Raw genomic sequence first — 21,131 nt, 5'->3', positions numbered from 1 at the left:
TAAAAAATAAATAACCAAACTCAATTTTAACCATCCCATTTTTTTTATTTCTGGATTTTTCCATTCTTAGTTATAATAACTTAGTTTAAAAAGTTAATTACTTTGAATGATTTTTTGTTTCCTGATTTGTCTGTCACAATTACTATAAACATTTGTTTTTGAGAAAAACTGTGATTTTGAATCAGTACTTCTTTATTATTCTGAATATTTTTATAGTTCACTAATGGCTGCCCGATTGTATTAAAAACATCTACCTGAGCGATATCCTCTGTGTCATTTGTAACTGATAAAGCATCATTTTTGAAATATGCTACAGTAGTACTTTTGGCTTCGATTTTATCAAGAGATAATGTTTTTGCTGCCAATTGTGAGGCAAAATAAGCGGCATATGCTTTAGATAATTCAGATGAATTTCCACAAGAAGATGCATCCCAGTTTACAGACCAGGTCATTAAACCTCTTAAAGAAGGATATGGTCCGCCTGGCTGCATAGTGTATGTTCTTCCTGAAAAAGTGGTTCCGGTTCTTAAATAATGCATAGCACTAATTCCTTCTGCCGGCGTTATATAACCGCTACCTGCTGCACTTGGACAAGCTGGTAATGCAATAAGAACTTTTGAGGCCGGTAAACCATCAAAACGCATTCCTGTTGTACCAATGTTATACCCTTTTATCACCATGTCAGTCAGGGCTGTTACCATGTTGGCTCTCTTAGCTGAACCATAATATTGACCATCTAATCCGTTTTCTCCTCCTGTGTTATACAATTGTACCGCTAACAAATCCATTTCATTACGTAAGTTTTGAATGATTGGCAGGAAGGAACCAAAAGTATCCGTGTAAGTAGAATATCCTCCTTGTACGTATTGTGTTTCCGGAGCTGCAGTTAATAAAAATCCAGGGCCGTAGTAAGCTTTTAATTCTTTGAAAGCATCTACTACGTTTTTTAATCTTGGATAAGCAGAAATACCCGCATAAGATATATCTCTTAAACCTCCTGCATTAAAATTCATCGATCCGCCTTCAAAATCAATATCAACTCCATCAAATTGATATTCATCGATAATGGCTTTCATACCATTAACAAAAATATTTTTTTGAGCTACATTTTCTAAAACAACATGACCATTTTGACCTCCGATAGAGATAATAACTGGAACGCCGCTATCTCTTAAGGATTTTATATCATTTTTCAACAATTGCTTATTGAAAACACCGTTGGTCAGATATCTGGTATCATTTGTAGTTAATATTGGTGTATAACCATCACGATTAACTGTTTCTACGAAAGAGTAATCAACTACGTTGAACTTACTTCCCACCATTTGAGAAAAATATAAAAATGGCGCAGATGCATTTTCCCATGAATGGGCATATCCTAAAATAATTTTAGATGGAAGCGGAATGAATCTATTAGTGCCCACTTGAGCAATTTTAATTGTATTGTTTAATGTAGTTACGCCAGATTGATTATCGGTTGCTTTGATTACAACTGAATAATCCTGATAAGCAGATGGTGTAAAATTATACGTATAGGTATTATTTGCACCTGCTGTCATGTTAAATGTGCCTCCATTTACTGTAATACTAACACCAGAAACTGATCCGTCACTATCAACAGCTGTAACCGAAATTGGCACAACCTGGAAAGAATTTTGGTATATAGTAGTATTCGATGGTGAATTCCAGGTAATTACCGGCAATGCATTAGGGCAAGTTGTTCCTGAACATTGTAAAGAGAATGCTTTTGTGTCTTCGGCAGTTGCACCACTTGAAGCGGTTACAGTTGCTTTCAACGTATAATTTTTGTTGAAATCTGCTGCAGCTGGAGTCCAGTTTGCTACGTATTCTGATCCTGAAAGTGCTGCTGTAATATTTTGTCCGTTGATGTTGAATACTACTGACGAAATAGTTAAGCCGGCATCTGTACTTGCAGTTGCTTTCAGCTGAATAGCTGTTCCAGGAGCAATAGCTACTGTTGATGCTGAAGGAGCTGTAATAGTAACCTGAGGTGGTGAAACTGTGTTTGTATTGAAGTTGTAAACCTGAGGTGATGTCGGAACAGCAAAGTTTGTTAAGTTGTTTGGAAAATAAGCTGTTTCTCCGTTTTCCCATGAATTCAATTTTAGACTTGTAATGATGGAGTATCCGGCTAAAACTGAATTGTTATAACTGAAATTTCCTGAAGCATCTGTTATTGCAATTATGCTTGCATAACCGTGCGTATTATCCGTCCATGGTAAAATTAGTTCTACTTTAGCACCCGAAACCGGTACTGATCCTTTTTTCACGCTTCCGCTAATTAAGTTTCCACTCGTAACATTTTGAGTGAAGTTTAATGTTTTGTTGGCGCTGATCGAAGTGTAAACTGTAGAAGCCGGACTGAAAGTTGCTCCGCTTTTGGCAGCTGTTACAATATAATCTAAACCTGCAACCAAATTAGCAACGGTATAATTCCCTGAAGCGTCTGATGTTGCTGTAAGAGTTGTCGTTCCTGCCGTTGCAGAAATCGTTACACCAGAAACTGCTGTAGTTCCATTTTTAGTTGTTCCGCTTACTGTGTAGTAAACAGGATTCACAACTGTCTGTGTAAAATTCAGGCTTTTGTTTGAATTTATTGCGTTATAGACTGTTGAAGCAGGAGTAAAAGTTACACCTGTTTTAGCAATTGTTACCGTATAATTTAATCCGGCAACCAAATTGGCAACGCTGTAATTTCCTGAAGCATCTGATGTTGCTGTCAAAGTTGTAGATCCTGAAACCGCAGAGATTGTGGCTCCTGAAACCGGAGTTGCTCCGTTTAGAACTGTTCCGCTTACGGTATAATAAGTTGGATTAACAACTGTTTGCGTAAAACTCAGTGTCTTATTTGAACTTATAGCGTCATAGACTGTTGAAGCAGGAGTAAAAGTTACACCTGTTTTAGCAATTGTTACCGTATAACTTGATCCTGAAACCAAATTAGCAATACTGTAATTTCCTGAAGCATCTGATGTTGCTGTTAAGGTTGTAGTTCCTGAAACTGCAGAAATTGTTGCACCAGAAACCGGAGTTGTTCCGTTAAGAACCGTTCCGCTTACAGTATAATAAGTTGGTGTTACTGCACCTGTATTAAAATCATAAACAGTTGGATTTGCAGGAACTGCAAAGTTTGTCAGATTTGATGGTAAATATACTACATCTCCATTTTCCCATGCGTTTAATTTTAAACTTGAGATTGTAGTATATCCACTTATGATAGCGTTATCAAAACTGTATTTTCCTTGTGCGTCTGTAGTGGCAAAAACACTTTTCCAGTTATGTGTATTATCTGTCCATGGTAATACCAATTCTACTTTTGCTCCCGAAACCGGAGTTGCACCATTTTTAACTGTTCCGCTGATTTTGCTTCCGTTACCAATAACAACATCCTGAGCAAAGTTTAATGTTTTGTTTGCTGTAAGGTTTGTATAAACTGTAGAAGCCGGAGTAAATGTTTGTCCTGTCAAAGCAGCTGTTACAGTATAATTTCCGCCGGAAGGCAAATTAAGCGAATATGTTCCGCTTGCATTTGTAACCGCTGTGAAGTTTCCACCTGTTGAAGATGCTGTAACCATTACGCCGGATACCGGAGTTGTATTGTTTAAAACTGTACCGCTTACGGTATAATTTACAACTGCTGGACCCTGAGTAAAATTCAGTGTTTTATTAGAATTTATAGCATTATAAACTGTAGATGCCGGAGCATAAGAGAATCCTGTTTTGGCAGCGGTAACTGTAAAATCAAGACCTGCTGGCAAACCTGTAACATTGTAAACACCACTAGCATTAGAAACCGCAGTTAAAACTGTTGATCCTGATGTAGCTGTAACCGTTACTCCTGAAACTGGTGTTGTTCCGTCAAGAACGGTTCCGCTTACAGCGTATAAAGGCTGTGTTCCGTTTATAACTACGTTTGTCTGATTTACCGTAACATTTGTCAAATTTACAGGAGTAAAAGTATAGCCTCCTTTTACAGCTGTAAGGGTATAATTTTGTCCGGAAGTTAAATTACTGAACGTAAAATTACCGGCTGTAGAAACTATAGTTTGCAAAACAACATTACTTGCATTGCGTAATTCAACTGTAACGTCCGAAACTAAAGCTGTTCCGTTTTTTACAGAACCAGTAATGCTTACTGTACCGATAACAGTACCTCCGAAAGAAGTATCAACCTGGTTTAATAATGAATTCGGAATTGAACCTCTTGTATCCTGAGATAATTCCCAAATCATTCCACCAGCCAGATTTTTTGATTTTATATACTGAACCTTTAAATCCATTGATTGTTTATCTTCATAACTGATAAACTGTTTAAGAGTGGCGTTGTATAAATAAGGAACTTTTGTTGTGTTGTCAAAATAACGTACCCATCCTGCAGATGCAGCAGATGGTGTTACCAACATTGTACTTGGATCCAGATAAGCATGAGAATTCGTAACCGGATTTCCGACTAAGTCGCAAATCTCAATACTTCCTGATTTTTCACAAGCTCCTGAACCATCCCATGTTCCGGTTGGGTTTTGCGGATTTGTACATCCTCCAACAATATATCTTGGTGCCGAAACAAATAATCCGTTGGTTGAATTCGTAGCAACGTTATCGAATTTTTTTCCGTAGAAAGGTAATCCCATGATTAATTTATTTGCAGGAATACCAATAACATTCAAATATTGACTTGTTAATTCGTCTAAAGATTCTGATTGTGTTGCTCCGTATAATGGATCATTTGGATTTCCACTTGCGTATAATGGTGCATTGTAGCATGTTTTGTCATACCAGTTTCCACCAAGATCATATCCGAAATAGGTGATATAATCGCAATAAGTCGAAATATCTTCTGTCATTCCGTATTGTGATCTGTTGTTTGGTCCCAAATACTGTTTAGAAACATTTCTAACATTGTTTCCGGCAGCAATTGTAACTAGTTTATTGGGCATTGCCTGACGCATTGCTTTTAATAAAAGCACCAAATTTTTGTTGTCATCAGGGCTGTACTTTTGTGGAGGTACCGGTGAACCGTTTACGATTTCCGTTCCGTCTGTTCCTCCGGAAAGAGGATACTCCCAATCGATGTCAAAACCGTCAATAAAAGGATAGGTTGCGATGAAGTTTACCATGTCTGCAGCCAAAGCAGCTCTTGCCACCGGACTTGCGGCAATTGGAGAAAGGTCCTGGCCTTTTGTCCATCCTCCAACAGAAATTAGAATTTTTAAATGAGGATACTTTTCCTTTAACTTTTTCAGGTCATAAAAGTTCCCTTTTACAGGGGCATCCCAAGGTATTCCACCTTCCATATGCTCAAAATCAGCATAGGTGTCCAAACATTTTAATTTTGTATTCTCCGGATGGGCAGGGTCAAAAGTTGTCCCATAAAAAGAATAATTCAAATGCGTCAATTTACTTCCGTCTATTTTCGGGACATTAAAATCCCTGGCATAAATAGACCATTGCGCATAATACCCTACAACTTTTTTACCGTGGGCTGGTTGGGCCAACGTGAGCAAGGGAAACAACAGTAACAAAAAAAGCAATCTGTAATAATGTTTCATAATTAATAAATATTGGTTAATAGAAAAAAATATTCCAATTATTATAAATTACACACTGAGGATCAGCGTATAAAAACAACAACCGGGATTCAATCAACTGCAAATGGAAACCTGCAATTGTTGGAAAATTAATTCGATTCACTTCTATAAATAAATATTACTATTACTGATTTCTACCATAATCATTAGTCAATAGTATTGATTGATATTTATGTATAACTTCTTTTAAAAAATTAAGTATAAATAAAAAAGATAAATTTGGGGGCAACTCATCAATCTGGCATTCTACTTTTTGTCATGTTTTTTGTATTCTCTTTTTATTTGGTTTTAAAGGGTTAATAAATATATTTTAAGGTTATTTTTTAAAAGTTTAAAAAAGCATTTTGATTCAGCTTTACCATAATTATCTCTACCAGAAAACTCCTGGCAGAGATAACTAAACAATCAGGTAACTTAAACTCTCAATTACTAATTCAAACCAAATTTTTATATTAGTTTCAGCAGGCTTTTATAAACCGCCAGTTCAACATCTGCATGATCTTTTGTGTTGCACTGCTCAATAAGGGCTTTTAAATCAGCTGTTTTTAATGTTGATTTGTTATCCAGAACAAGTAGCAACTGCTCTGATACGTCATTTAATCTTTTTGATAAAGGCAGGATTGGCTGTACCAATGGTGCGTTTGCACTTAACTCATTTAAACCTTTGTTAACAGCAATCCATTTGGTAAAAAATGCAGACAGTTTTGTTTTATTCTCTGCCGATTTATTGGTCAAATACTGACTTACCGCTCCATCAAAAGCTAAAGCATCCTGAGCATCCGGTGTACAGGCATCTGCAAAAAGGGTAAACGGAGAATACATCTGATATTCAGTTCCGTTTTTATTTCTTGTATATCCTTTTAACGGCTCACAAACATTAGAAAATTCATTTAACGAATTTGTATTCTGATTATTGGATATATTTCTTAAGATAACTTCTTTGTTGCGAATATGTGTCAATCCAAGCTCTTCTAATCTGAAAGACACTACTTCCAGACGTTTTCTCATATTGGCAACATCAGTAACGGTTTCAGCTGACCAAAGTCTTTCCGCAATGGCTGCCGTGCGTGGCCAGACTCTCGAATCTATTGTTTCCGGAGTTGTAAGTTCTGTCCACATTGTAGCTTCTCCACCCAGAATCCTTGCTTTCTCTTCTGCTGTAAGCGAAGCATCTTTAGGCATCGGATCATTTAGATAATGACTTTCTACAGGGTACATTAAATCGATATAATAACCGTTTGAAAGAACTGTTTTATACCCTTTTTTAACGGCGTCTACCAATGACTGTCCGGCAATGACACCCTCGTTTGGTCCTCTCCAGGAATGAATAATGGCTTCTTTTGACATGTTTTTTGTCAAAATTTCTTCCCAGCCCATTAACTGTTTTCCGTGTTTTTTAAGCATTGGCACCAACTGCATGGTAAAATACGTCTGCAGTTCATGATTGGTAGCCAAATTATGTTTCTTTTTAAATTCCTGAATTTTAGGATTCGCGTCCCAGTCTTTCCCTTCGTTTTCATCTCCCCCGATATGAAAATAAGACCCGGGAAATAATGGGCACACTTCGTCAAAAAACTCACTTAATAATTGATAGGTTTTAGGATTTGAAGGATCTAATGTCGGCGAAAAAATCCCGGCATTTCTTTCAACTCCATAGGTCGCAATTGCGGTTCCCTGAATATTTTTTTCCTGAGTTCCTCCGTTTATAGTCATTACTTTGCTTCCTATTTCAGGGTAAGCTGTAAGTATTGCTGAACCATGTCCGGGAACATCTATTTCGGGAACTATCAAAATACCGCGCTCATCAGCATATTTTACGATATTTTTAATTTCCTCTTGTGTGTAATATAATCCATCCGAAGCCAGTTCTATAAGCTTTGGATGCTTTTTCATTTCAATTCTCCATCCCTGATCATCTACTAAATGCCAGTGAAAAACATTCATTTTCGTTGCAGCCAATGCATCAATATTTCTTTTAATAACATCAACCGGCTGAAAGTGTCTCGAAGCATCTATCATCAGACCTCTCCAGGTAAATCTTGGAAAATCCGAAATAGTTGAATTTGGAAAATAAAATGAGGTACTGTTATTCTGCAACATTTGTAATAATGTTTCAAGGCCATGCAAAGCCCCTAAATCACTGGTTGCATTTATAGTTATTTTATTTTGTTTGATATCTAAATGATAGCTTTCGTCTTCATACAAACCAATTTTTCCACTTTTAGTACAGTTAATTTGTAACTCAGCAGTTGGAACTTCATTTAGTTTTGCAATGAAACCCTGCTCGAAAAAGATACCTGTTCTACCATCTAAGCGACGTAAAAAACGGGTTACACCACCAAAAATTCTAGAGTTAGGATTTCCGGTTATGTTTACCTTAAAATTTTTACTTAAAGTAAAATTTCCATCGTTTAAAACAACACTCTGAGGCCAGGGCATAAGATTTAACTGCTCTTTCTGAATTTGAGCATTAGATGTTATACCTGCTAATAGTAGGACAAATAAATATTTCATTTTAATTTTTTTGAAATGATGTTACCGGAGATAACATTAATAAATAGATAAAAACAAAATTCAGAATGATTCCTGTTGAACCTCACTAATCGCTATAAAATCAATCTGAATTTTGCTGTTGATTCGCTCTCACCCGAATCGTTTTTTAAAAACAACTTTAATAATCAAAACGTTTAAAAGCTTCAATAGCTTCATATTCTGCCAAACCTAAATCATCATATAATACGGCTGTATTTTTATTACGGTCTTCTGCCCTAACCCAAAACTCTCTTGAGTCATTTCCCTGAAACATTACCCTGTCTTTTTGAGACTGGTGATATAAAATGGCATGGCGTTTTAGTAATACTTCTGATGGGCTTAACGGAACTGCCATGTCAATTTCGTGGATATCCCATTCGTGCCATGCACCTCTGTATAACCATAACCAGCAATCATCCATATATTTTTCTGGTTTTAAAGCTGCCATAGCGGCAAATATGGCATTCAGGCAAACTTCATGTGTTCCGTGAGGATCGGCAAGATCTCCTGCCGCAAATACCTGATGTGGTTTTATTTTGGCAATAATATCTTTTACGATAGCAATATCTTCTGGTCCTAACGGGTTTTTCTTTACCTGTCCAGTTTCATAAAAAGGCAGGTCTAAGAAATGTGTATTTTCATCTTTTAATCCAATATATCTTGTTGCTGCGTAAGATTCCCTTCTTCGGATAAGTCCTTTTAGTTTTCTTACTTCCAAAGAATCAATTTGGTTTTCTGATTTATTATTTAAAAATTTAATTACAGATTTAAAGTCAATATCTGACCCAGAGCCAATAAAATCGCTGCCTACTTCGGCAAATTTTAATGCTTCATCATCTGTAACGGCTATATTTCCGGAGGTTTGATATACAACATGTACATCATGACCTTGTTTTATCAATTTTGAAAAAGTCCCTCCCATAGAGATAACATCATCATCTGGGTGTGGACTAAAAAGAATTACTCTTTTTTTAGCCGGATTGGCTCTTTCCGGACGGTGCGAATCATCTGTATTTGGTTTTCCGCCTGGCCATCCTGTAATCGTGTGTTGTAAAACGTTGAACATATTGATGTTCAAATCATAAGCTGAACCTTCTTGTGCCAAAAGATCAGACATTCCGTTATTGTTATAATCACGGTCTGTCAATTTTAATATAGACTGTTTTGTTTTTTGGCATAACCAAACAATCGCTTTGCTTTTTAACTCTTGTGTCCAAATGCATTCTCCTACTAACCAGGGTGTTTTAAAACGGGTCAGTTCTACGGCTGCAGACTGATCCAAAACGAAAGTAGCATTTGGGTGATTTTGTAAAAATGTTGCCGGCACTTCAGAGCTAATATCTCCCTGAACTGTTCTTTTAATAATGTCAGCTTTGTTCTGACCCCATGCCATTAATACAATTCTTTTAGATCGCATGATAGTAGAAACTCCCATGGTAATAGCTCTCTTTGGAACGTTATCGATACCATTAAAATCAGATGAAGCATCTACTCTTGTAATGTGATCCAGTGTAATAATACGTGTACCTGAATTTATGTGTGATCCCGGTTCGTTGAAACCTACGTGACCTGTACGCCCGATTCCTAAAAGTTGAAAATCAAGTCCGCCTGCTTGTTTAATATTCATTTCGTAGTCGATACAGTATTGATTTAATTCATCAATAGAAACAGTACCATCAGGAATATTAACATTGTCAGGGTTGATGTCAATATGATTAAAAAGATGCTGATGCATGAAATAATGATAGCTCTGATTGTTCTCTTTTGACATTGGATAATATTCATCCAGGTTAAAAGTGATTACATTGCTAAAACTCAGACCTTCTTCTTTGTGCATTCTAACTAGTTCTTCATATACTTTTACAGGAGAAGAACCTGTTGCCAAACCTAGTACACAAGATTTTCCTTTTTCTTGTTTAGATCTGATTAACTGAGCAATTTCCTGCGCAACAATTATGGAAGCCTCTGCAGAACTTTTGAAGATTTCGTTATGGATTTTTTCAAATCTTGTCTCTTCAAATTTCCCTGCACTTTTATAGCTGATATCAGGTTTTATTTCTAAAGCACTTTTCATTTTTTTCTTTTTTGTAGTAATTACCCCTTTGGTTTTTGAAATGGTATAAGCAACCAGAGTTACTTATACCATTTACTAACCAAACTTAATATTGTCTATTTTTTTGCTTTTTAGAAGTTGCCAGCAGTAGTATCCCACCAAAGTCTTGTTCCTCCAGTATCAGGGCCATTTAGTTTAGCAATACCAGAATCAACACCACCTTTATTAAGAGATATTTCAGATTGTACAAAATTTACTCTTCTTACACCAAATTCCGTAGTTATTTTTCCGCCACTTGTGTTTTTAAGTACCGGAAATAGTTTAGGATATCCAGTTCTTCTGTAATCAGACCAGGCTTCTTGTCCTTCCGGGAAACCGGCAATCCATTTTTGTGTAATAATCTTTTGTAATTTTACTTCATTAGTTGCAGCAGCATCCCAAGCGATAGTTACATTATTTACTGGTGCAGAATTATTTACTGGGAAGTTAGGATCAACATATGCTTTCGCTGTTTTTACATTGTCTGTAATGTAATTAGCTGCTCCGGAAGCTCCTCTCTGATCAAATGAACTTGTAATTCCTAATTCATACAATGATTTAGCATCTCCATCCATATTCCATCCTCTCAACGCTCCTTCTGCTCTTAAAAAATAAGCCTCTGCAGTTGTCATCAAAACAATATTTTTAGATCTAACAACAGCTCCGATACCTGAAAAATCCTGATGATCTCCTTTAGCAGTTATTTCAATACCTGTACGTACTCCTTTATATTCTCCTGGAAATTGAGCAGAAGTATCAAAATAAGTTGCAATTCTTGGATCATTATAACCTCCTAAAATGGATTCCATATCGGCTCCCATACGAATATCTAGCCAAGAACCACTAATAGTAGCAATAGGATTTGTATTAACTGGAGATTGAATTTGAAATAAATCAGCATTTGTTTTCATTACTCCAAATTTTTGAGCAACTGCTTTTTCAGCCTGAATTTTAGCCAATGCCGGATCTACTTTTACAACACGCATCGCTAGTCTTAAACGTAATGTGTTAGCAAACTTAATCCATTGTTCAAATTTTCCACCATAACCTGATAAATCTGTTTTACCAAAAGACGTTGTTCCATCATCACCAGAATCTACCCTTTTGGTTAATTCAGTAACTGCAATATCTAATTCAGCAAACATCTTGTTATAAACTTCTTGTTGGGAATCATATTCAATTGTAGGATCCGTGGTTCCATACTTCGAATATATAATAGGTCCAAAAGTATCCGTTATTCTATGCATTCCTTCAACCTTTAATATTAAAGCTAAGGCATAAAACTGATCATATTTACCCTTTGATAACTGTTCAATATTGTATGCATTAAACATAACATTTGAATATGCTATACTCCAAATAAAACCATTCCAGTTGTCATTCAAATTATAAGTTGTATTGTTTGACCCTCCAAAAGGAGTAGGTGTAGCCATATATCCGGACCAAATATCACTATTCAAACCTTGTTGCAATTGATATTGCCATTCTAATTGACTGGTTATTGTTTGAATATTATTAAACATTGGAGCGAAACCACCTTTGATGTGGTTAAAATCCTGTTGAAATAATTCAGGTGTAATACCATTATTATTGGTATTAATATCTTCAAAATTATCTGTGCAACCTACTGCTGCAAGTAATGACATGCAGATAGTAGCTGTTTTTGTTATTTTATTTAGTTTCATGTTTTTAAGTTTAGAAAGTTACATTTAAATTAAGACCGATACTTCTAGTAGATGGTAAACCGTAAATATCTACTCCTTGTAAACCTTGACCTGTACTTAATGCAATATTCGGATCAAATGGTGCATCTTTATAAATAAAGAATAAATTTCTAGCTATTAACGAAATAGCAGCTGATTGTATAAATGGTAAATTTTTTGGATTAAAATTATAACCTATAGAAATCTCCCTTACACTTACATTTGTTGCATCATACATATATTCTCCCGTTGCACCTTCCCTACCTGCTACACCTTGAGTAAAATAATATGATTTAGCATCCATTGTTGTTACAGCAGTACCGTTAGGCATAATAGCATTTACTTTAACTCCACCAGCATTTCTTGCATCTCCTGTTGCTTTAGAAACTCCGAAAAAATCATTTTGAGATTCTGTTAAACTCATCACATCTCCGCCAAAACGCCCGTCAATTAATACATTAGCAAAGAAAGATCCTAATTTAAATGAGTTTGAAAAACCTAACATAAAATCAGGGTTCGCATTTCCAACTTCCTGAAAACCTGTTTTTTGAATTTTACCATCTCCATCTAATAAAATTCTGCCCTGTGCATCTCTTAATATATTTTTACCTTCAATTACTCCAAAAGGTCTTCCTTCAATTACAGCATATTGATAACTGTTTACACCTGGTTCAGTTAAGTTTACTCTTCCTCCTAATTCTTCAGGTATCTCTTTTACTTTATTTTTATTTTGTGAGAAGTTAATTGCTGAATCCCAAGAAAATTTATCCCCTCTGATAATACCTGCATTTAAAACAAGTTCAAAACCTTTATTCTCAATGCTTCCTGCATTAATACCGTAGAAGGTATATCCATTCACATTTCCTTCAAGTGCTTTTACCTCTAAATATTGGTTTTTAGTTTCAGAACTGTAATAAGAAACTTCAAAACCTAGTCTATTATTAAACATTCTCCACTCTGTACCAAATTCAATCTCGCTTTTTAATTCTGGTTTTAATGTTTCTCCCGGTTTTGGTCCAACAGATGGTTTTGGATCTTCGAATCCTGGTCTGTAATAATATGTAGGAGAAGTTATAAAAGGATAAATATCATTACCAACCTGAGCATAAGTTGCTCTTACTTTTCCGAAGTTAATCCACTCTGGCAATGTTGTCATTTCACTGATAAGGGCTGTTAAACCCACAGATGGATAAAAATATCCTGATTTATCAGTATTAACCAATGTAGATGACCAATCATTTCTTGCAGAAACATCTAAAAACAACATATCTTTATATCCAAACGTTGTTGCAGCAAACACAGATTGTACTTCTTTCTGAGAATCTACAGTTTGATAATTACCTGAATTAGAATTGAAGTTATGTAATGTAAACCAGTTTGCATATTTTAGACCTGTACCAATTCCTGAATCAAGAATTGTTTTTTGATTACTTAATGTATTAGTTATACTTGTACCAATATTAGCGTTGAAGGTAAAATCCTTACTGATATTGGTATTAATTGTAGCTATTAAATCTCCATAACGCTGTGTGCTTAAAGCATTTTCATTTATGTATCTACCGTTTTCGTGAGATAAAGTTCCTTGTGTTGTAGCATATATTTTTTTATCAAAATTGCTTTCAACTCTATTATAGCTATATCTTGACGCAATACTTAACCAATTATTAGCTTTATAAGTTACTGCTAAAGCACCATTAAAATAATTATTTTTATCTTCAGATTTATTTCTGTTGATTGCCCAATATGGATTTTGCATAATATCTCTATTAGTCATCCAGTTTTGAGCCATTAAATTTCTTGAAGGATCAAAAACCTCATAATTATTTTTGTAATAATTAAAGTCGTTTCCTCTTGGCATCAAATAAACACCTGTTAAAGGATTAAAATAAAGACCGTTTACTGGTTTATTAACGATGCTTTGACTTGTATAATTTGCATTTGCAGCTACACTTAATTTATTATCAAAAAACTTAGCCGTCTGACGAATCCCAAAGTTATTTTTCTTTATACTATTACCTGGCATAATTCCAGTACCTGAAGTATTAGCATATGTAAGTGAAGTAGATGAATTTTCAGATCCAGCCGAATAACCAAGAGATGTTATTTGCGTTGTGCCTGTATTAAAGAAATCTTTAACATGATCTTTTGTTTTTTGTTTCGCTCCCCAAGTCTCATCAGCTCCTGCATCAGCAATATAGTCTGTTTGAAATTCTGGCAAGTAAGCTGCAGTTTCAAAAGTAGTTACAGAAGAAGCAGTAATATTAGATTTACCAGCTTTGGCTTTTTTAGATGATAGCAAAATAACCCCATTAGCTCCTTGGCTTCCATATAATACTGAAGCTGCAGCACCTTTAAGAACCGTCATTCCATCATAATCATCTGGATTAATTAAGGAAACAACGTCACCTCCGTCACGGTTACCTCCAGATAAACTACCAAAAGTATCATTTGGCTGTCCTGAACCCGAGTTCAACATTGGGATACCATCAATAACATATAATGGTTGGCTATTTGCTAAAGACGAATTACCACGAATAACTACTTTTGTAGATCCACCTGTACCACCCGAGCTTTTAGTTACGGCAACACCGGCAATTTTACCGGCAATTGTATTAATAAGATTTGCATCTTTTACACGAGTTAATTCTTCTCCTTTTAGCTCCTGAGCTGCATAAGTCAAAGATTTTCTTGTTTTCTTGATACCTAATGAAGTTACAACAACTTCATTTAATGCGTTTGATTGAGCTTGTCCCATCTTCACATTAATAGTAGCAGCATCTCCTACAACTATTGATTGTGTTTCAAGACCTACATAACTGAAAACCAATGTCTGCCCTTTTTGTACTTCAATTGAATACAATCCGTCAAAATCAGTGGTTGACCCTTTTTGACCTCCTTGTACAGCAACAGATGCTCCAGGCAACGGCATCCCATCAGAATCTGTAATAATACCTTTGACGCTTTTTACCTGGGCAAGTGTAACTTGCGCCGTAAAAACAATCATAAAGATTACGAAAATTTTTTTCATGTCTATTTATTTTGTTAGTTATGAGGTAAAATTATTCTTAACGTATTGTTAAAAAAAATAAATTATACAAACGGTTATATTTTTTAAACGAACGACATTAATCATTCAATAATGCGTTTTTCGAAAACGTTTTCCTGACAGTATAAATCACAATATTTTATAATTGCTTATTAAATATTCAACGTTTTATTAATTTTAATAAAATATCTTCATAAAACACAAGTCCTTATAAACATGCACTTTACCTTAAATAAAACTTAAATTAAGTTGATTTTATGGATTAGAAGATCAATTATGAGTCAAATTCAATTTCCGCACAATTTGGTAGTTTTGATTTTTAGTGAAGAATATTTTTTATGAATAACATCAAGTAATGAATATTCATTGAAAGAATCCTGTGCGATTTCCCAAATCATAATTCCACCTGCATTTTCTGCCGCAAATTCTACTTTTTGAGATATGGTAGGTCTTCCGTTATAATATATTTTTCCGATTTCATCCTGATCGGCAAATTGAGTCGATGCTTCTACAATTTGAGCAAAAGTTGAGCTTGTAACCGGATTATAAGTAAAATTATAACCGTAAAATGGTACGCCAAGAGTTAATTTTTCGCTTGGAACATTTTGTAGTTTGTGCCAAAAATTAATTCCGTCTTTTGCAAATTCAAAAGAGCTATGCTGCCCGGGCTTATCGGGAGTCCACGGTCCGGTACTATCATAAGCCATTATATTTATAAAATCAAAAGCATTTAATGCTTCTGTACTTATATTTTCGAAACGGGAATTATTAGGAAGCGCAGCTGTTATAATCTTTTTATGTTCTGCTAGTGCTTTTTTCAATTCTAAAACAAAACCACTGTAACCTGATGTTACTGCATCCCATTCCAAATCTACATCAGCGCCGTCTAATTTATGAAGATTGACAAAATTTACAATATTTTGAATGAAAGCAGGCCTGTTTTCGGGCTTATCAATTAAGAAGGACCAATTTGTCGCCTGTTCTTGTGAAATCACACCTCCTGCAAGCGAAATTGATATTACAATATTAGGATTAACAGATTTTGCATAGGCAATCACTGCATCAATATCTCCATTAAAAATAAGATTTCCATCTTTATCAGGATTGGCAAAAGCAATGTTCAGGTGTGTTAATTTACAAAACTGAATTGATGCTATTTTATCGAAATTATCTGTCGATAAATATCCGATAACCCTGGCTTTTTTTGCTTTTGATTCATTATTATCACTATCTGTGTCTTTTTGACTTGTACAGCTGTAAACTGAAACCAGCGAACATATATAAAAAAGGATGCCTAATAAGGCTTTATTTTTTATCATAATTTTGAAATTTAAACTTGTTGTTTTTAATTTTAATTAGATTGAAATAATACCTTATTAGGCATAACTTTTATTTTAGGAATTTTAATTTACATCCCACCAAACTTTTCCAAGCCAATCATTTGTTCCTCCTAATCTGGCAACTGCTTCCTGATAATTTGCTGTGTTTTTCTGCATTTCATCATTTGGATAATACAAACGTGTTGGTGTAACTCCATTTGTTTCAGAATCCGGATTTGTAATTGGCAATAAATGAGGATATCCGGTTCTTCTCCAGTTTGAATAGGCTTCTATACTATTAAATAAGTAAGTAACCCAAAGCTGTGTGGCAATTTGTTCTTTTTCTGTTCCTGCGGCTAAAGGTTTAGCAGATAAATAAGTATTTATGTTTGCCTGACTTGCAGCAGGAGCACCATAAATCTCTAATTGTTTAATACCTGCTTCTACTCCTTTTTTGTAATAATCAGCTGCAGAACCTGAAACCCAGCCTCTAAAAGCTGCTTCTGCCAACAGTAATTGTGTTTCTGAATAACTCACATGTAAAAATGGAGTTGTTCTTAGTTTTATGTAAGGCTGAATACCTGACGCTGCATTAGAGCCTCCCGGAATTTCCCATCTGAAAGTTCCCGGACGAATCCCTTCATATAATTCTTCTCCCGGTGCAACTGGACCCCAATTTACACTTCCTGTTTTTGGAGTAGCAATCATTGTTAATCTTGGATCTCCATTATCTCTCAAGTAATCAATAAGCAAAGAGCTGAAATGATCTCCGTGCTCATCTCCGATAAATCCGTAAGACAATCCATTTCCTCTAAAATCCAATGAAGCAGGATTATCACTAAATGGAAAATCTAAATGATGCATAATACAATTGTCTTCATTACTTTCGAAAACTCCATTCTGCAATGCTATTTTTGCCTGCTTTTCTGCTTCTGCAGGACTTACTTCAGAAATTCTCATAGCCAGACGCAAACGCATTGTGTTAGCCAGTTTTTTCCATTTTGCAATATCGCCATTATAGAATAAATCTCCTTTTATGGCACCTCCACCGGCATTTAACTGAACAAATGCTTCTTGTAACTGAGCGAAAAAGGCATTATAAATATCTTCCTGTTTATCATATTTAGGTGTTACAATTCCTTTAGAAAAACCTAAACCCGCTTCAGAATAAGGAACATCACCGTACAAATCTGTTAAACGCTGTGCAATCATTACTTTCATAATTTTAGCTACTGCATTCATATTCCCGGCCGCAGGATCTGCACTTGTTTTATCCAGAATATCGACAATACTTTTCATTTCATTGGCATACACATTTCTCCATAAAGCTGTTGCATATTCATCTACTTTCTTGAATTTGTTACCATATTCCGTAACTGCCCAGGAACCGGCATAATGCTGTACAAAACCTCCTGAATAAATCAGGTTGGTTCTGTGCTGATAATAACCATCACCAGACATACATAATTGTGTAAATGTAAGTTGGCCCGCAGGATTTGGAGATAATGCAACAGGATCTTTCTCCAGTTCTTCAAAATTGTCGGTACAGCCCACCATTGTAAACAAGAACAGTATGGCTATTATTATTTGTTTAAATTTCATAATTTCTTTTTTTAGAATGTAACTTTAAGATTAAAACCATATGATCTTCTAAATGGTAAAGAACCATATTCAAAACCTTGTCCGTTTCCGGATGTATACATAGATTCAGGATCAACGTTTGGCAAATCCTTATTAAAAGTCAATAAATTTCTTGCAAACGCAGAAACATAAATCGAGTTAATTTTTGCTCCGTTGAAAACACTTTTAGGTATTGTATATCCTAAACTTACCTCTCTTAATTTTACATAAGAAGCATCATAGATAAATGGTGCCGGAGTATTATTAAAAACGGTACCCCAATAATCTTGTGGATTTACAGGTTTTGTATTTTCTACATAAACAGGATTAGCTGCAGTCCCTGTATTGACAACTCCTTGTGCTACATAACCAGCAGTCGGAATCCAGGTAGCCTGATTAAAATTAGGATCACTTGCTGCTGCCTGTGCCCTTGCTGCATTATAAGCATCTCTTCCTTCTGTAGTAACATCCAAAAGTCCTTTTTGTGCGGCAAGTGAGTTTGTCATAGAATAAACATCCATTCCAAATTTCATATCGATTAAAAATTGAAGCGTAATTCCTTTATAAGAAAAACGATTCGTTAAACCTGCTGACCAGTCCGGAAGACCTTTACCTAATTCTACTTTGTTTTCTGTAAATAAAGGCAGACCATTAGCGCCAATTATATGCTCTCCCGACTCTGTTTTCTGAAAATCTTTCCCTATAATCGTTCCATATTGACCACCAACTTGTGCTACGATAGCTGCACCTGCCCAACGAGCCTCAGAAATCGTATAAGTATCAATTTGTGGATGTAAGGAAAGAATAGAGTTTTTGTTCTTAGAAAAGTTCAAATCAATTCCCCATTCAAAATTCTTTGTTTTGATTGGTGTACCGGACAAGAATATCTCGATACCTTCGTTTCTTAATTCCCCAGCGTTTACAGAAATAAATTCGTAACCAGATGTCGCTGACGAAGGTAAATCAATAGTCTGATCTGCTGTATCTTCACGATATACTGTGATATCTGCTTTTAACCTGTTTTTAAAGAACGAAGTTTCAAGACCAAACTCAATTCCCGTTTTAGACTGATAAGTCAAATCAGGATTTGGTGCCGATGTATTTTTAATATTCACAACACTACCTCCGTTATAAGAAGAGTAAGTAGTATAATTTAAAGCATTTTTATAAGCTCCCGGTGCATTAGAAACCTGTGCCCATGATCCTCTTAATTTTCCATAAGAAAAAGCATCACTCTGAATACCAAGTGCATCAGAGAAGATAAAACCTAATGAAGCAGCCGGATAAAAAGCATCTTTGTTAATTACACTAAACCAGTCATTTCTTCCTGTAAACTCAGCATAAAGATAACCTTTATAATCAAATTTTGCAGAACCATAAACCGAGTTTGTTCTTGTTTTGGTTTCAACCGGTGGATTTTCTGTCTGAGTAGAAAAGTTACTGATATATTCTGTTCCAGGCTCAATAATATTGGTTCCAAATCTTGAATTTTGCTCTCTTCTGAAATCTCTTCTGCTTGTTCCTAAAATTCCTGAAAAAGTCAAATCGGTAGCCAGTTTAATATCACTTAGAGTCGCGATAATATCTGTGTTCATTTCAGAAACACCAATATTTTCTAAACCAAGATAACCATTATCTCTTCCTGGCCATGTACTTCCAGCGGCCATAAAATCTTTAGAACCAAAAGTATAAGTATCTAAACCAGTTCTAAAAGTTAAACCTAGCCATCTTTGTAACTGATAAGTTCCTGTTACATTCCCCGTAAAACGGTTTTTCTTGGATGCATTATGGTTATGATCTACTACCCAATACGGATTCAGCAAATAAACATTATTATTCCACTGGTACATACCTCCAGTTTCAGGGTTTTGTGAATTTTTCAACCAGGCCTGATCAATATTTGGCGCTAAACCACTTAAAGAATAACCAACGTTATTTGGTGAATCTCCTAAACCTGGTCTGTTATTTGTATTTTCAACCATGTAGTTTACGTTAGCATCCAAAGTAAATTTCTCTGATTTTAAAGTTGCATTTAACGTTGCATTATTTCTTTCTAAACCAGAATTAGGAATCACATCATCATTTTTCAGATTATTAAATCCAAAACGAATAAATGCATTTTCACTTCCGCCAGAAAGTGCCACTCCATTAGTCATTGTAACTCCGGTTCTGAAAAAATCCTGAATATTGTTATCAACTTTAGCGTAAGGTCTCATCGAACCGTCAAATATCTTAACCTGTTGTCCTACAGTTTCTGAGAATTTTGGTCCCCATGCATTTGTAGTATATCCGTAAATTTCAGAAGGTGCTTTTGTAGGGTCTGGTAAAATTCCGTTAGAACCCGTACCATATTCTGTTTGATAATCATTGTATTTTGCATTTACTCTGTCAAAACTTACACCGCTTGTTAATTCTACCTGAAGTTTACCTTTACTTCCTTTTTTGGTAGTAATTAAAATTACCCCATTTAACGCTCTTGAACCATACAAAGCTGCCGCAGCCGCTCCTTTCAGCACCGTTAAACTTTCGATATCATTTGGGTTGATACTTGAGATACCATCTCCACTATCTCTTCCGTCAAACCATTTACTTGTAGCAGAACTATCATTAGATAAACCTGTATTATCTATAGGAACACCGTCTACAATATAAAGAGGCTGGTTGTTTTCACCGATACTCGAAATACCTCTAATAATTACTCTCGTACTACCGCCGGCGCCTGTAGCGGGAATAGAAACATCAACTCCGGCAATTTTACCCGAAAGTGCAGTTGCAACGTTGGTCGTAATTACCTTATTCAATTGATCCCCTTTTACATCCTGTACCGCATAACCCAGCTCTTTTTTCTGTCTTTTGATACCTAATGCGGTTACTACGACTTCATTTAAGTTTTGAGTATCTTCTGCAAGTACTACATTTAACTGAGCGGAATCACCTACAGTTACAGTTTTAGTTTTAATTCCGATGTATGAAAATATCAAAACATTTCCTTTCGATGCTTCGATTACATACACTCCATCATAATCAGTTTGAGTTGCTTTTGCTGTTCCTTGAATAAGTACAGTCACTCCTGGTAACGGCAATCCATTTTGATCGCTTACCACACCTTTGATATTCTTTACCTGCGCAAACGTGGCTAAGGAAGTAAAAAATAGCAAGAAGATTAACACAATTTGTTTCATTATTGTCATGGTTTTGTTAGTTAAGCGA

8 protein-coding genes are annotated in these 21,131 nt (G+C 35.4%); all 8 read right to left on the bottom strand.

Annotated elements, in window-relative coordinates:
- Nucleotides 1–80 precede the first annotated feature (80 nt).
- Entirely contained in the window at nucleotides 81–5,570 is a 5,490-nt protein-coding gene (locus tag DCO46_RS14445; RefSeq protein WP_116753222.1) for a glycosyl hydrolase family 18 protein, read from the bottom strand.
- A gap of 486 nt (nucleotides 5,571–6,056) precedes the next feature.
- On the bottom strand, nucleotides 6,057–8,123 hold the full coding sequence (locus tag DCO46_RS14440) for a beta-N-acetylhexosaminidase (RefSeq protein WP_116753221.1): 2,067 nt from the start codon (nucleotides 8,121–8,123) through the stop codon (nucleotides 6,057–6,059).
- 157 nt (nucleotides 8,124–8,280) lie between these two features.
- Nucleotides 8,281–10,215: a glucosamine-6-phosphate deaminase gene (gene nagB, locus DCO46_RS14435; RefSeq protein WP_116753220.1), complete on the bottom strand. Its 1,935-nt coding sequence runs from the start codon at nucleotides 10,213–10,215 to the stop codon at nucleotides 8,281–8,283.
- A 110-nt stretch (nucleotides 10,216–10,325) separates the two neighbouring features.
- Entirely contained in the window at nucleotides 10,326–11,918 is a 1,593-nt protein-coding gene (locus tag DCO46_RS14430; protein ID WP_116753219.1) for a RagB/SusD family nutrient uptake outer membrane protein, read from the bottom strand.
- Nucleotides 11,919–11,928: 10 nt separating this feature from the next.
- Nucleotides 11,929–14,964: a SusC/RagA family TonB-linked outer membrane protein gene (locus tag DCO46_RS14425; protein ID WP_116753218.1), complete on the bottom strand. Its 3,036-nt coding sequence runs from the start codon at nucleotides 14,962–14,964 to the stop codon at nucleotides 11,929–11,931.
- 305 nt (nucleotides 14,965–15,269) lie between these two features.
- A complete protein-coding gene (locus DCO46_RS14420; protein WP_116753217.1) occupies nucleotides 15,270–16,301 on the bottom strand; it encodes a glycosyl hydrolase family 18 protein in 1,032 nt (343 codons plus the stop codon).
- A gap of 84 nt (nucleotides 16,302–16,385) precedes the next feature.
- A complete protein-coding gene (locus DCO46_RS14415) occupies nucleotides 16,386–17,903 on the bottom strand; it encodes a SusD/RagB family nutrient-binding outer membrane lipoprotein (protein ID WP_116753216.1) in 1,518 nt (505 codons plus the stop codon).
- A gap of 11 nt (nucleotides 17,904–17,914) precedes the next feature.
- Entirely contained in the window at nucleotides 17,915–21,103 is a 3,189-nt protein-coding gene (locus DCO46_RS14410) for a SusC/RagA family TonB-linked outer membrane protein (protein WP_165828959.1), read from the bottom strand.
- Between the last annotated feature and the right edge of the window lie 28 nt (nucleotides 21,104–21,131).

Origin of the sequence: Flavobacterium sp. HTF (assembly GCF_003105115.1) — a bacterium.
In the GTDB taxonomy this organism is placed as follows: domain Bacteria; phylum Bacteroidota; class Bacteroidia; order Flavobacteriales; family Flavobacteriaceae; genus Flavobacterium.
The sequence above is the reverse complement of the archived record's forward strand: the minus strand, read 5'-3'. Positions and strand labels throughout refer to the sequence as shown.